The organism is Neisseria iguanae (assembly GCF_003013245.1).
Classification (GTDB): Bacteria; Pseudomonadota; Gammaproteobacteria; order Burkholderiales; family Neisseriaceae; genus Neisseria; species Neisseria iguanae.
In genome coordinates, this window is sequence record NZ_PXYY01000001.1 from 1 (window position 1) to 14,374 (window position 14,374).

Annotated in this window: 10 protein-coding genes; 1 reads left to right on the forward strand and 9 read right to left on the reverse strand. The window is 48.4% G+C overall.

The annotated features are described in order from the left end of the window. Positions 1-237: 237 nt before the first annotated feature. The 7 genes from C7N83_RS00005 to C7N83_RS00040 all read right to left on the reverse strand — a co-directional run bounded on the left by C7N83_RS00005 (position 238) and on the right by C7N83_RS00040 (position 8,220). Positions 238-2,244 carry a site-specific recombinase gene (locus tag C7N83_RS00005; RefSeq protein ID WP_106739685.1) on the reverse strand — a complete coding sequence of 669 codons (2,007 nt, stop codon included), beginning with the start codon at positions 2,242-2,244 and terminating at the stop codon, positions 238-240. 290 nt (positions 2,245-2,534) lie between these two features. Beyond that, positions 2,535-3,485 carry a thioredoxin-disulfide reductase gene (trxB, locus tag C7N83_RS00010; RefSeq protein ID WP_106739686.1) on the reverse strand — a complete coding sequence of 317 codons (951 nt, stop codon included), beginning with the start codon at positions 3,483-3,485 and terminating at the stop codon, positions 2,535-2,537. 185 nt (positions 3,486-3,670) lie between these two features. Beyond that, positions 3,671-4,249 (reverse strand): hypothetical protein, encoded by a 579-nt coding sequence (locus C7N83_RS00015; RefSeq protein WP_106739688.1) that lies wholly within the window; start codon positions 4,247-4,249, stop codon positions 3,671-3,673. 121 nt (positions 4,250-4,370) lie between these two features. Then, complete coding sequence (locus tag C7N83_RS00020) at positions 4,371-4,883, reverse strand: hypothetical protein (protein WP_106739690.1); 513 nt, start codon at positions 4,881-4,883, stop codon at positions 4,371-4,373. A gap of 853 nt (positions 4,884-5,736) precedes the next feature. After that, on the reverse strand, positions 5,737-6,987 hold the full coding sequence (glyA, locus tag C7N83_RS00030) for a serine hydroxymethyltransferase (RefSeq protein WP_106739693.1): 1,251 nt from the start codon (positions 6,985-6,987) through the stop codon (positions 5,737-5,739). Between the two features lie 137 nt (positions 6,988-7,124). Next, positions 7,125-7,484, reverse strand: coding sequence for a hypothetical protein (locus tag C7N83_RS00035; protein WP_106739792.1), 360 nt, complete (start codon positions 7,482-7,484; stop codon positions 7,125-7,127). Continuing rightward, the gene (locus C7N83_RS00040) at positions 7,477-8,220 is read right to left on the reverse strand and encodes a nitroreductase family protein (RefSeq protein WP_106739695.1); all 744 of its coding nucleotides are present in this window, start codon (positions 8,218-8,220) and stop codon (positions 7,477-7,479) included. The genes C7N83_RS00035 and C7N83_RS00040 overlap by 8 nt, the downstream gene beginning before the upstream one ends. Positions 8,221-8,459: 239 nt before the next feature. Here C7N83_RS00040 and C7N83_RS00045 point away from each other — a divergent pair, with 239 nt between their 5' ends. Further along, positions 8,460-8,681 (forward strand): HP1242/YdcH family protein, encoded by a 222-nt coding sequence (locus tag C7N83_RS00045; RefSeq protein WP_106739697.1) that lies wholly within the window; start codon positions 8,460-8,462, stop codon positions 8,679-8,681. Between the two features lie 756 nt (positions 8,682-9,437). Here the strand turns inward: C7N83_RS00045 and recB are convergent. Together recB and C7N83_RS00055 are read right to left on the reverse strand one after the other, a co-directional pair. Further along, positions 9,438-13,076: an exodeoxyribonuclease V subunit beta gene (recB, locus tag C7N83_RS00050; protein ID WP_106739793.1), complete on the reverse strand. Its 3,639-nt coding sequence runs from the start codon at positions 13,074-13,076 to the stop codon at positions 9,438-9,440. Positions 13,077-13,342: 266 nt separating this feature from the next. Continuing rightward, entirely contained in the window at positions 13,343-14,245 is a 903-nt protein-coding gene (locus C7N83_RS00055) for a Dyp-type peroxidase (RefSeq protein WP_106739795.1), read from the reverse strand. Positions 14,246-14,374 lie beyond the last annotated feature (129 nt).

Consider the following 14,374-nt stretch of genomic DNA (forward strand, 5'->3'; position numbering starts at 1 on the left):
AAGCGACGGTAGCGTCGCTTTTCTTATTTCTCATCATCCGATATAGTGCAAAAGCTGGCGAAACTTTCGCAAAGCCTAGAGTGCAAAAGCTACTGCAACAAAGTGCAAAAGTCGGCGGCGGCTTACACCAATCTGTTGTGTAAACAACGCGGCTGTTACAGGTAAGGCCGTCTGAAAACAAAAGAAGCAGGATTCTATTATAGAATCCTGCTTTTGATTTTCTGTCATTTGAAGGTATTAGCTAGGTTTGTGATCGCCGTTGTCTTTACCGTTATTTGGCATTTGCACCGGATACACCAATTGCAGCGGATTGGTTCTGACTTGTGCCAACACGTTTTTAATCAAATTCGACATGCTGCCAATTTTCGTGCCGCGTGAACGTAGGGCAACGTATAAAGCTAAAACAAAACTGACTAAAAGGTTGACTGTGCCGATGGCCAATACGCCAATCATGCCGTAGATGAATGCTGCCGCACCAATGCTGCCGCTAACGGCTGCGTAGCCTAAATTGGCAGAAGAGAAGGCCACATGGCGGATGTCGAGCGGAAGATTGAAGAGATGGCCGAAAAAGCCGGTCATGCCCAAGAGCATACCGAAAATAAAATTGCTCATCAGCGAGCCGTAATGGTTGTGCATGTATTCAGCAAAACCCGTGCGCAAAGCAGCCGGCATGATTTTGCGTAAAAAAGGATTGACAGTTAAGCGGTTACGTAAATCGAGATAGTCGGCGCGGTTATCGAAGAAACCGGCGATAATCCCCGAGCAGAACAGCCAAACACCAGCAATGGCGGCATACCACAGCGTCGGTTGGGAAAAAATATCAATCGATTTCAATTGATAGGCTACGCTTTGCGCGCTCAGTAAAGGCTGTTGGTTGCTGCTGATAAAGGCGGCCGAAATCACCCCGGCCAATAAAATCGCCACCACTACGTTGCCAAATACGGCAACACTTTGCGAACGGCATACGTCAATCAAAAGCTTGGCAAGTTTGTTGTCGACTGCGCGACCGCGTTCGTTTAAATCGACTTTTTCGGCAAAACGCGCAGCCGTCATCGCGGGCTGTTTGGTGGCAACGGTGAAATGCAGCATATGGATAATCATGAAGCCTATGCCGTAATTCAAGCCGGACAACATGGAAGTCACAAATTCGCTGTAACCCAGTGTGCCGATATGGATTTTGTTCAGTGCCATCAGGGCGATAATCACACCGCCGCCGGCTGCAGAATAGAACATGTTCATGTATTCCTTGCGGTTGCGCGTGATGTAGTGTTCACCGTGGTTGCTGGTATTTTCGGTGATACTGCGTGCCAACATGCGGATGCTGCTGCGGCGCAGTTCGCGTGTGCTGTATTGTCCGACTGCGGCATTGATCAGGTTATTCATCAACACAATGGTCAGGCGCATACGCTGTTGCGGTTGGGTTTGGATATGGGTTAAGAGTTTCAGACGGCCTAAGGTTTGTTGCAAACGTTCTAACAGATGTGCCACTTTTACTGACGAACCCGAGCCTGCACCGGTGCCGCGGCGGGCTAAGTATTCCATCTGTGTGAGGCATTGGTCCAACATCACTTCCAAATGCGCCGTATCGTAAGGCGTGGTTTCAAGGCGGTAATGCTCAATCAACTTGGTCATTTCGCGTTGCAGGGCGACAAAAGGTGAGTCGGAATACAACAAGCGCGGCGCAATTCGCACCAATTCCGGCTCAATGGCTTCGGAAGCAATCCAAAGGGAGAGCATTTCCATCGAGCGTAACAGCGAATCAGTCAGTTTGCGCTGGACGACTTGCAGCAAAGTCGGATCGGCATGTTCTTCAATCAGCTCATATAAAGCCAGCCATTGGCGCAAATTCAAGGTTTGCAGCCATTTTTCATCGTTTGGGGTGTGAAAAAGGTAGAGAAAAACTTCCAGTAAATTATTGAAATCTTTGAAAGACGGGCTGAAGCGTTCATAAATGCGGCTGCTGATTTCACGGATAAAGCTGCCGCGTGAAAATAAGCCGAGTTTAATAAGTGCAGGATAAACATGTACCTTTTCCAGCCAAATATAAAACCGTTGGCTGAATTTACGGGCTAAATCCGGATTTTCTTTAAGCGTGGCAATGATTAAATCAAAACGTTGCGATGCTTGTTTTCTACCACCATTGCGCAAAAAATCTATGATTGCGTTGAGAATCAATACAAATTCTTTGCTTTCGAGTGCTTCGCTTAGCTGTGTGTGCAGATTTTGGGTAGTGAGTTTTTTCATTGGATGTGGTTCCATAAAAAATATGGGCTTGATGTTATGTTCCTGCTATAGGCATCGCAAGCCGTTGATTTTTTTATGCGCCGGAAGAGCTTTTGGCGGGAATAAACACACGCTGGGCATCAATTATAACCTTATTTTGTCTTGGAAATGCGTCATGATGATTGTGTCGGCACGGGCAAACAGGCCGAATCGGATGCTATATTAAATAACGGGTAGATTTTTTATGGACAATCAATTCTTCAGACTAAAAGGCCGTCTGAAATGTTCAGACGGCTTCAGTCAATTTGTTTTTAGCGGATTTGGCTGTCCAACCAACGTTCCGCATCCAAAGCCGCTTGACAGCCGGAAGCCGCGCTGGTAATCGCTTGGCGGTAGGTATGGTCTTTCACGTCGCCTGCCGCCCAAACACCTTCGATGTTGGTTGCGCCGATATTGTCGGCAGTGCCGCCTTTGGTTTTCAGATAGCCGGTAGCATCCATGTCCAATTGACCTTTGAAAATGTCGGTGTTGGGTTTGTGGCCGATGGCGATGAACACGCCTTTGACATCAATATTCTCTATGCTGCCGTTATTGTGTTTCAAACGTGCGCCGGTTACACCCATGTCGTCACCCAATACTTCGTCTAAGTTGGTATTGAGTTTCAGAATGATTTTACCTTCTTCAACACGTTTCATCAGCTTGTCGACCATGATTTTTTCGGCGCGGAACATGTCGCGGCGGTGAATCAGGGTAACAGTTTTGGCGATGTTTGCCAAGTAAAGCGCTTCTTCAACTGCCGTGTTGCCGCCGCCGACCACGGCCACGTCTTGCCCGCGGTAGAAGAAACCGTCGCAAGTGGCGCAAGCGGATACGCCTTTACCTGCAAAGGTTTCTTCGCTCGGCAAGCCCAGATATTTGGCGGAAGCTCCGGTAGCGATAATCAAGGCATCACAAGTGTATCCGCCCATGTCGCCTTGTAGGGTAAACGGACGGTTTAGCAAATCAACGGTGTGGATCTGGTCGAAAATCATTTCTGTACCAAAGCGTTCGGCATGGGCTTGGAAACGCGCCATCAATTCAGGGCCTTGCACGCCTTGGGCATCGGCCGGCCAGTTGTCGACTTCGGTGGTGGTCATCAATTGGCCGCCTTGTTCGACCCCGGTAATAATTACCGGATTCAGATTGGCGCGTGCGGCGTAAACAGCAGCGGTGTAACCGGCAGGACCCGAACCTAAAATAATCAGTTTGTGATGGTTGCTCATGATGTTTCCTTAATCGTTGGCATTTCAAACGGCTTATTGTACTGAAAAGGCGCGTGGTTTGGAATAAATGCTTTTTACTATCTTTATAGCAATAAAATATATTGAATTAATTAAGTCTTTATCTTAATATTTTTTAAAAATGCATAAGGCCGTCTGAAAGAAAAGCTTCAGACGGCCTTATTCAATTAACGGCGGCGGCCAAAACCGCGACGGACAGGTACGGCACGGCGCGTGTTGGACGGTGCGGCTTGCGTTTGGCGGTAGTTCGGCGTGGTGGCAGCACGATTTTGTGCCGGAACGGAACGAGTGTTTAATTGTTGACTGGTGCGCGCGTTCGGGCGGGCACTTTGGTAATAGCTGCTGCGCGCGCGTTGGGCAACTGGGCTGTTTTGGTTATTGGCTTTGGTGAATTTATTGGCTAAGGCGTTACCGATAAATGCACCGGCGGCAGCACCAATCAGGCTTTGAAGAAGCCAGCTGCCGGTCGATTGATCATAAATATATTGTTGGCCGTCGGTGCCGGTAACCGGCTCGCCGTTGCCATTGTTGGCTAAGGCTTCGGCAGGAATAGTTTCTTTAACGGCATCTTCTGCCAGTTGGTAAACGGTGTTGTCTTCTTGTGCGGCCTGGTTATTTTGTCGGTTTAATTGTTGTTGCAGCGCTTCGATTTGTTTTTGCTGTTGTTCTAATTTTGTCTGAGTATCGTCTTTGCAGGCAGCCAAAGCGAAAGTCGATAATACGGCTAAGGCAATGATTTTTTTCATTTATGCTTCCATAATAAAGATAGTTTTATGTCTGAGCCGATGACTCGGCAAAATCCGTCAAACAGATTATGAGTCGTAATATAGGGGAAATTCAATATTTATCAAGCCGGGTTGCGGTTTTTTACAAAAGCAAAGGTAAGTGCGGCAACTTGGCGGCAAAGGCTAATGTGTTGGTAATTAAATTACCTTTGCACTCCATTTCGTATTCGGTTTCGATGATGAGCAGGTTGGCCGGACGGTTGGGATAGAGCGACATTTGTATATCGGCAGGGGTAAACGGCAGCTTGTGTTTGAATGCGAAGGCTTGTGCACGTTGGTTAGCAGTTTTGAGCATAGTGGTGAGAGTGATGTCGAGGTGAAAGCGGCGCACGCCCAAAACCAAAATGCGGGCGGCAAAGAAATCGGCTTCTTCGGTGAAAACTGCCGGACTGGCTTGTTCGAACTGATGACGTTCGGTGGCAATTAAGGTGGCGATGGTGCGGATGTTCGGCAGCATGGCTTCGCTGATGAGGTTTTCCGAAGCATCGGGCAAGGTGCCGTCGCACAAGTCTGTACGGTGGGCATTGCCGTCGGCAATCATGTGGCAGCGGTGTAAAGCGGCGGCTTGGATAAGGGTGTTTGCGGCTGGTTTCATGAGGTTGCTCCTTAAGGATTTGATTGGGGTCGTTTTTCTTTATTTGGGCATTTGGGCGGCAACCGTGAAATTTGAGAAACAAAAAAAGCCGCCCGATTTTACGTGGCGGCAGGGTTCGCGTTTGCTTATTTTTCTGTGTTTCAGGCAGACGCAGAAAAGTACCGCACGTTTGTGTGGTACCAATAGAAATAAGCAACTGAGCGAATTTGGTTTTGCATGATGGAGAAATCTGTATCCATGAATGAGTGGGGTCAGTTTAAAACAAAAAGTCGAGTAATTTCAAGAGCCAATTCACAAATGCGATTAACATTTGTATAAGTTGTTGTAATCCTTCCAATTTATTTTACCTTATTGTTGTCGTTTCGTATGTCTGGACGACATTATACTGGATTTTTATAGGTAAATATGTAAAGGCTGTCTGAAAGTATAAAATACAGTGGAATCACTAAAAAACAGGTACGGCGTAGGTTTGTTTTAGGAGATCTTTATTTTGTCTGTGGCGCCTGTTTTCGAGCAGAACAGCACGGTATGCAAGGCAATACTCAAACAGGACGGTTTGACACGCTGTGCCGGTAAAACCAACCGGCGTGGCAAGGTCGGACACTTTGCGCACATTTTCAACGTAACAGACGGTTTTTTATGCTGAAAAGATGCCGCATGATGAAATGAAGACACGCCTTTGCGGTAAGCAGCCTCGTGCCGGTTATTTTTATTGATTCCACTGTCTTAATGATTTCTGATCGAACCAAATAAGAAAGGCCGTCTGAAAAAAAATGATTTCAGACGGCCTTTGAAATAGAAAAGATAAGGTTCGGACGGTTTTAAATTTAAAGCAACAGGCCGTCTGCAAAAATTATGCGCCGTAAACGGGATATTTATGGCACAAGGCGGTTACTTGTCCGCGTACTTTTGCCAAGTCGGCTTCGTCTTCCGGATTGGCCAGCACATCAGCCACCAAGTTTGCCAAGACGCGGGCATCGGCTTCGTTGAAACCTCGTGTGGTCAGCGCGGCAGAGCCGATACGGATGCCTGAGGTCACGAACGGTTTTTCAGGGTCGTTCGGGATGGCGTTTTTGTTGACGGTAATGTGCGCATTGCCCAAAGCGGCTTCAGCGGCTTTACCGGTGATTTTCATCGGTTGCAGATCAACCAGGAAAACGTGGCTTTCGGTACGGCCGGAAACGATGCGCAGACCGCGTTTCACCAGTTCTTCAGCCATCGCTGCAGCATTGATTTTCACCTGCTTGGCATATAGTTTGAATTCAGGCTGCAAGGCTTCTTTGAAGGCCACGGCTTTGGCGGCAATCACGTGCATCAGAGGCCCGCCTTGCAGGCTTGGGAAAATAGCCGAATTCAGGGCTTTGGTGTGGTCTTTGCTGCGGCATAAAATCACACCGCCGCGCGGTCCGCGCAGGGTTTTGTGGGTGGTAGTGGTCACGAAATCGGCAAACGGTACCGGATTCGGATATTCTCCGCCAGCCACCAAACCGGCATAGTGTGCCATATCGACAAACAGATATGCGCCCACTTTGTCGGCAATTTCGCGGAATTTTGCCCAGTCGATTTCCAAGGCGTAAGCGGATGCCCCGGCCACAATCATTTTCGGTTTGTGTTCTAAGGCTAAGCGTTCGACTTCGGCGTAATCCAACACTTCGTTTTCGTCCAAACCATAGGTTACGGCGTTGTAGAGTTTGCCGGAAATGTTCACGCGGGCGCCGTGGGTCAGGTGGCCGCCGTGTGCCAGACTCATGCCCAAAATGGTGTCGCCCGGTTGTAATACCGAAGTGTAAACCGCTTGATTGGCTTGCGAGCCTGAGTGCGGCTGTACGTTGGCATAGGCCGCGCCAAACAATTCTTTCACACGGTCAATGGCCAATTGCTCGGCTACGTCGACGTATTCGCAGCCTCCGTAGTAGCGTTTGCTCGGGTAACCTTCGGCATATTTATTGGTCAATTGCGAGCCTTGGGCTTCCATGACGGCGCAGCTGACATAATTTTCAGAGGCAATCAGCTCGACGTGGTCTTGCTGGCGTTGCACTTCCAAATTGACGGCGGCGGCCAATTCCGGGTCAAATTGTTCGATGGTCACGCTTCTTGAAAACATGGCTTATCCTTTTTGGTGGAATAGTCGGGAAGGAAAAATAATGTTGCAGGCAGGTAAATTGGACAATGTATCAAATTGGCTGGGATTGTCAACAATTCTGATGTCTGCTTGGAAATATTATGAAGGCCGTCTGAACGCTAGCGGTCAAACATATCTTCTTGCTTTAAGTAAAAGTCGATTTTGCTGATGAGTTGTTCCAAACCGTATTCTGCCTGCGCCGCCCGCAGATTTTTTGCCAAGTCTTCCAAAGCCAGCATTTGCAGGCGTTTTTCTTCCAAGCGGCGGGCTTCTTCGCTGAATAGTCTGACGTTGTCGGGCAGCTCGAAAGAGACGTCGTTGCCGTCAATCAGGTAAAAGGCTTCGTCGTGAATGACGAATTCGCCGCCCAGTTTCGGCACATGGTCGTAATCGGCATCATTGACCGGCATCCAGTAAGGTCTGCCGGCGAACAGCACGAATTGGCCTGCTGCACCGAAAACAGCTCGGATTTTAGTCATGTCGGCCGCCAAACAGCCAGCCTTGCTCGAAAATTAGAGGTTCGTTCTTCTGCTCGGTGATACTGTAATAGCGGGCGAACTTTTCGCGGTAAGGCAGTTTTTCGCGCGCTTCGCCGAATTCGGTCATGGTTTGCTCATAGGCTGCAAGGCCGTCTGAAAGCGTTTGGTCGTCGGGATAACGGTTTTCGGCGTAAACGGTGTGTTCCGGCAAACGCGGTTTGACACGCATTTCAATATCGGGCGTGCCGATACACAGTCCGAACAACGGGAAGGTGTTTTTCGGTAAATTCAATAATCCGATGATTTGCGCGGCAATCATGCGGATACCGCCGATGTAGCAGGTGCCGTAGCCCAAGCTTTCAGCGGCGACAACGGCGTTTTGCGCGGCCAGCGACGCATCGGTGACGGCGGTAATCAGGTTATCGGAATGTGTGGCGGCGATGAAAGTGCCGTCATAGGCTTGGGAACACAATTCACTGCGGTGTAAATCGGCGATAAAAATCAAAAACGTGCTGCATGTGGCGATTTGCGGGTTAGCCGGCTGCAGTGCGGCGATTTGGCCGCGCAGTTCATCATTGGTAATGTTGATGATGGTGTAGTGTTGGCCGTTCATCCACGAGGCCGCTTGACGCGCGCAATCGATGATGGTTTGCATCTCTTCTTTAGGTATGGCGATGCTGGTTTTGAAATGGCGGAATGCGCGGTGGTTTTTCATGGTTTCAATGGCATGATTCATGTTTTAATCCTTGCGGGTGTTTGTTTTAATGATTGTAAGGCGGTGTTTTTGCTATGTCTAGGGGTAGGGTAAATCCTTGGCAAAAAGATGTTTGGGTGATGTTTGATTTAACGCAGCTTGCAACGGGAAAAAGCTGGCTAAAAATGTTTCCTTTGTTATAATGGAAATGGGAAACGACAACATAGCACATGTTTCACCGTGTTATTTTTACTTTGATTTGAAAAGAGAGGAAAACTGATATGTTCCCAGAATATCGCGAATTAATTTCTAAATTAAAACAAGGAGACGCACACTTTGCCCGCTTGTTTGAAAAGCACAATGAATTGGACGACAAAATCACCGGTTTGGTGAATAATCCGGTTACTGCTGGTTCTGACGACATTGAAGAATTGAAAAAAGAAAAATTGGCATTGAAAGACCGCCTGTACGAAATCTTGTTGAAAGCCGACGGTAAGGCTTAAGATTTTAATATGAATAGGCCGTCTGAAACTTATTTGTTTCAGACGGCCTATTGCTTGATGTCAATCGGTTTGAAATCAGATTGAATTTGTTTTATACGGAGAATTGGAGAATTGTAGTTGGATCATTTAAATTTACTTGTTTCGGTTGAGTGAGGTATTGATTGATATCATTTTTGTTTATTTGTCATAATTGCATTATCATTATATTGTGTGATGTAGGTTTTAACTTTTTCAATAGTTTTTTTTCTGATTAATAATGTGAACTTTCAGTTAAAGCACCTTTTGATTCATGTCCGGTAAAAGGATGGAATAATTTTGGTACAGCAATAAGATTCTATGGGGCTTTAAAAAGATAAATATTTTTGGTTTGTCCAAAGATATGCGAGGTTTGGTAATTCATCAGCATTTTCATATCGGGAACAATTTGTTTCAGAATTTTTTTCGGTTTCATATTGTTGGCAGGGGTAAACTTTAACGAAACATTGGGAAAACTTCTTGATAAAAATCAGTTAATAATTCATTGCCGTTTCCACTCCCGCCAAAATTACGGATAAAGATATTTTCTCCATGATGGATTCTTTCCAGCAAGTTCTTCCATACTAAATCCACTAATTCAGTATTTCCCCATCGAATTTGGCTTAAACCAAAATTCAAAAAATCATTTTCGGTTTTGCCGGCCCATTTGTAAGAAGAGCTGATATAAATCTAAATTCTCATGTTTCATTAATACTCACTTTCTTTAGATGCTATTGTTTCTCACACCCAATCCGCTAAATCTTCCGCATTAATATCCCACGACCAAATGCCGTTTTCCGTGCCGTTCATGCCGCGTAGAAATAAATAGCGCACGGCGATTTGCGGCAAAACGAGTCCGCGTAATTTGAAATGGCGGCCGACGGCAATGGCATAAATCAGTGCTTGCAGGTAGTAATGATGGTCGGCCATGGCTTCGTTCATGGCTTGCGGCGTATAGGCTGCTTCGTTGCCGCCCAAGTCATTGGATTTGTAGTCAATCACGCAGACTTGGCCGTCTGAAGCGATGCAGGTCATGTCGATGAAGCCGTTGAGATAACCCTGCACATCTTGAAAATCCAGCCTTGTTGCAGCTTCGATGCATTCGGGCGGCAAACCCAAATGCGGTTGGGCAAACCATGCACGCAGCGCGGCAAGGTTGAAATCTTCCATATAGAGGGTAAAGCCCATTTCCGGCAAACGGTCGTTTGGCAAAATATCAGACAACGTGTCTTTACCCCAAACCGGTGTTTCGCGGCAGCAATCCAGCAGCGTGATGACGGCAGGCAGCCATTTCTCTTCAAAACCATATCGGGTCAGGGTTTCTGAAACCTGTACGCTTTGCTCGGCGGCAGGGCTTTGGAAATCGAGGTTTTCCAGTATTTCGTGCAGGCACAAACCGGCATGGGTGCCGCGCGGGAAATGATGAATGCTCAATTCATTGTCATCGTTTTCTCCGATAAAGTTTTCAGACGGGCTGATGTTGCTTTCTGCCGCATCCAGGCTCGGTTGCAGCTCTTCGCGTTCGCTGTCGTGTGCTTTGACGTGGCGGCTCAAACCGGTAAAGCTGGTGTGGCGGATGTATTCAAATCCGCGCGGCGGAATATCGGCAGCTTGATATTGCGCATCGGCCTGTTTGCCGGAATGATAAGCGGCAGACAGAGGTGCATCTTCCGTGAATGCAAAGTCAGTATTTTCGTTGGCGGCTTGTTCAGTAATAAATTTCTGCCAATTGTTTTTCAACATGGCCATTTCTGCTGCACCTTTACCGGCTTTGCGTTCACCTGCATAAGCAGCTTTGACGGTTTCACGCGTGCTGTCGGCATGGCCTTCAAGCAGGTAGGCGAAGGTGTTGTCGTCGGTGTCTTGGCAATAAGCGGCGTAAATGTTGAGCTGCTCTTCGGCACGGGTAAGGGCGACATAGAGCAGGCGCAGGCGTTCGGCCATTTCTTCGTCGGCCAATTGGGTGTGATCGTCATCGTCAAGCTGATGTTTGGCCAGTAATTCGCTTTCGCCGCCATCGCGGTGGAGGACCTGCCAGTCATGCGCTTTATTGTCCTGCGCATCCCACACAAACGGGCAATATACCAGCGGATACTGCAAACCCTTAGCTGCATGCATGGTGACGATTTTGACCAAGGCTTCATCGCTTTCTAAGCGTAAAACATTGCTGTCGCCGATACTGCCGTTTTCGGCCAGGTTGATTTGCTTGAGCAGCCATTGATGCAGCGTAGAAGGGCTGTGGCTTTGTTCGTTTTCTTCCGATAAACGCTCAAGCAATTGATGGTAATTGGTCAAACTGCGGCCGTTGCCGTCTGAAAGCAGGCGTGTTTCGATGCCGTGTTCGGCGGAAAAGTGTTGCATCGCCGCGTAAATGCCTTTTTGCTGCCATTGGCGGGCGGCGTTTTCGGCGGAGTCAATCCAGGACAAAAGCCGGGCTTCGTTTTGATTGAGCGCGTAGAGTGCTTCGGCATCGTAGCCGAACAATACGCTGCTTAAGGCAAAACGCAGCGATTCGGTGCGGCGCGGATTGAGCCAGAAATCCAATAAAGCCGCCAATCCTTGCGCTTCAGGCGAGGAAAATACGGATTCGTGATGCAGTAAAACGCTTTGGATACGTCGAGATTTCAAGGCATGCGCAATCATGCTGCCTTCGTTGTGGGTGCGCACCAGCACGGCAATATCGCCCGATTCGAGCGGCCGCCCTTTGAAATTCAGACGGCCTTCCGCAGCTTCATTTAAGGCAAAAGCGATTTCATCGGCGCAATATTCGGCGGCACGTTTGCGCAAGGCATCTTTATTTGGCGGCTCGGTTTCATTACCGTGCAGCCAGCGCACTTGAATGGCGGGGCGAGGTGGCGCCAAACGGCTTTCTTCGCGCGCTGCACACACCGGATTGTAATCGATGTTTTCTAACACAAACGGGCGGCTTTTACATTGGAACAGCGCACCGATGCCGTTAACCAGCTTGGCATGGCTGCGGAAATTGGTCGCCAGCGTGTAATGATGTTGTGCGTCTTCCGCAGCTTGCAGATAGGCATAAATGTCGGCACCGCGGAAACTGTAAATTGCTTGTTTCGGGTCGCCGACCAAAAACAAAGGCTGGTTTCGGCGAATAAAAATTTGGCTGAAAATCTGATATTGCAGCGGATCGGTGTCTTGAAATTCGTCAATCAGGGCAACCTGCCAAGTGGCCGCTACTGTTTCGGCCAAGGCTTGGGCGTGCGGGTTGGCGGGTTGCAGTGCGTTGAAAACATCCAGCAGTAAATCGTCAAAGGTGCGTTCGCGGCGGGATTTTTTCTGTTCGGTTAAAGCTTGGTTGATATAATCTATCAGGTCGAGTTTCAGCAGGGTGAGCGCGCTTTCCTCTTCATCCTTGACTTGAATGTATTTTTCGGCCACTAAGCCCAAATAATGCAATTCGGCGGCAGATTCATTGTTTAATATTTTATTTTTGAGGAGTTTTTCAGGTAAAACTTCATGGTGCAGATTATTCAGTTGTGTCAGTGAGCTTTTATCTAATGCCGGCAAAATACCGCGTTGCGAAGCATGGTTCAGTTGGGCAAAAAGTTTTTGATAAGAAGGTTTTTTGAAATAGGTTCCGCTCAATACGGTATCAAAGGCTTGCCAAAATACCGTTTCGATGTGGTTCAGACGGCCTCGGACTTTATCCCATAATGTGTGTAAATCTGCTTGGGCGGCTGCCAAGCCGGCTTCAGGCCGTCTGAAACGCAAATACGGGCGGCTGGTAAAACTTTGAATTTCGGCCAGCATGTTTTGCGGCGTGTATTGATGATTGAAAACGAGTTTGGCCGACAGCGGATCATTGCTCACGCGCTCACGCCAAAAATCCTGTGCCGGAACAAGCAGGCGGTCGCGGCTGCTGTCGGCAAGTTCCACGTCAAATTGCGTTTGGCACAAAAAGGCGAAATCGCGTAACACGCGTTGGCAGAAACCGTGAATGGTGTAAATCGAGGCGTTGTCGAAATCAGCGATGGCCGCTTTCAGGCGCACAATTAGCCGGGTTGGGTTTTCCTGCATTAAAGCCTGTTGTAGCAAACCTTTGAGAAATACATCGCCGGGGTGTTCGCGTTCACAATATTCATTGAGGCCGTCTGAATATTCGGCAGCATAGCCTACGCTTTCCAAGGCTTGCAATACGTCGTCCAAACGCGCGCGCAGGCGGGTTTTGAGTTCGGCAGTGGCGGCTTTGGTAAAGGTTACCATCAATACCTTGTCCACCGGCATTTTTTCCAACACAATCAGGCGGGTAAACAGGGCGGCAATACCGTAGGTCTTGCCGGTACCGGCGGAGGCTTCAATCAGATTGGTGCCTTGGATGGGAATTGACAGCGGCACAAAAGCGCCAACGGAATGGGACATCATTGCAAAGTGTCTGAATCAGGAAAGAATGTGCTTATCATAACAGAGGCCGTCTGAAAACTCATCTGCTTTCAGACGGCCTTTGGGGCAAACCGACCATTTGATAACGACGGGATTCTTTCCATAAAACGGCCTTTCTGTGTTAAAAATGCTTGCAAGGTGTCCGACCCCGCTGCACTTGTCGCCTGGAATCTGCTGCTTTCTGTGTCACAATCCGTCTCATTACGAACGATCAGTCCGCCCTGGGCGCGTAATTAAGGGCGCGATTAAAGGTTTTGCAAACGCTCAACCGACGGTGCGAAATAGTAGGCACCGGAAACGGCGGTAGAGATATGTTTCAGCAATAAATCGACTTTGCCGTCGGCATCACCGAACATACTCAACAATTGTGCTTCGATGTTGTGCAGCGTGTGGCAGTAGGCGAGGAACATCAAACCGTGTTCTCCGGTAATTTTGCCGTAGGGCAGGCTGCGGCGCACGATTTTCAGGCCGGCACCGTTTTCTTTCAAATCCACGCGCCCCAGGTGCGAATCGGCCAAGCGTACGCTTTTATCCAACTCTTCATTGGCTTCTTTGCTGCGGCCGATGTAGCTTTCCTGCTTGGACACGTCAACTTTGCCCCAGCGTTTCAAATCGTGGCGGTATTTTTGCAACAACACATAGCTGCCGCCTGCATCGGGCCGGCCTTCGGGAATAATGCCTACTTCGCGGATGGCTTGGCCTTGCGGGTTTTCCGTGCCGTCAACAAAGCCGTCTAAGCCGCGTTCCTGATACAGGCGGTAGCCGTGTTCTTCGGTGGCGATGGTCAGGCTGTCGCCGAATGTTTCCAACACGTTTTTCGCCAAAGCCAGCGCGGCATCTTGTTGCAAGGCTTGGATATGAATCAATACATCTTGCTGCGTGGCCGGTGCCAAGCCATTGCCCAAAGGGGTAAACGGTTTGATTTCACGGCCTTCGTCCGGGTGGCCGAAAATATGCCAAGCTTCGCTGCCGAAGGCAATGGTTAACCCCAAATCGGCTTGTGGGAACTTGGCTTGTAAGGCGTGAAGATGCTGCACGCTGTCACGGCAGGCGGTTTTAACGGCTTCGATTTGACCGATGCGGATGCCGGCCTCAATAAACACGCCCGCTTTGGCGTGATCGGAGATAATGGTAGTTTGCGGATTCATGTTTTTGCTTCCGAAAATGAGTTTGTAACCGGGCATCATTATAACCTAATTTCTACGGTTTACAGTTGCTTGGTTCAGACGGTCTTTGCTGATATGGCTTTATGCTAAAATGTACGCCTTATTTGCAGA

What these genes read in the sequence shown, in the direction of transcription:
- C7N83_RS00005 (WP_106739685.1), bottom strand. Translation starts at nt 2,244, where the DNA reads ATGAAAAAACTCACTACCCAAAATCTGCACACACAGCTAAGCGAAGCA.
- trxB (WP_106739686.1), bottom strand. Translation starts at nt 3,485, where the DNA reads ATGAGCAACCATCACAAACTGATTATTTTAGGTTCGGGTCCTGCCGGT.
- C7N83_RS00015 (WP_106739688.1), bottom strand. Translation starts at nt 4,249, where the DNA reads ATGAAAAAAATCATTGCCTTAGCCGTATTATCGACTTTCGCTTTGGCT.
- C7N83_RS00020 (WP_106739690.1), bottom strand. Translation starts at nt 4,883, where the DNA reads ATGAAACCAGCCGCAAACACCCTTATCCAAGCCGCCGCTTTACACCGC.
- glyA (WP_106739693.1), bottom strand. Translation starts at nt 6,987, where the DNA reads ATGTTTTCAAGAAGCGTGACCATCGAACAATTTGACCCGGAATTGGCC.
- C7N83_RS00035 (WP_106739792.1), bottom strand. Translation starts at nt 7,484, where the DNA reads ATGACTAAAATCCGAGCTGTTTTCGGTGCAGCAGGCCAATTCGTGCTG.
- C7N83_RS00040 (WP_106739695.1), bottom strand. Translation starts at nt 8,220, where the DNA reads ATGAATCATGCCATTGAAACCATGAAAAACCACCGCGCATTCCGCCAT.
- C7N83_RS00045 (WP_106739697.1), top strand. Translation starts at nt 8,460, where the DNA reads ATGTTCCCAGAATATCGCGAATTAATTTCTAAATTAAAACAAGGAGAC.
- recB (WP_106739793.1), bottom strand. Translation starts at nt 13,076, where the DNA reads ATGTCCCATTCCGTTGGCGCTTTTGTGCCGCTGTCAATTCCCATCCAA.
- C7N83_RS00055 (WP_106739795.1), bottom strand. Translation starts at nt 14,245, where the DNA reads ATGAATCCGCAAACTACCATTATCTCCGATCACGCCAAAGCGGGCGTG.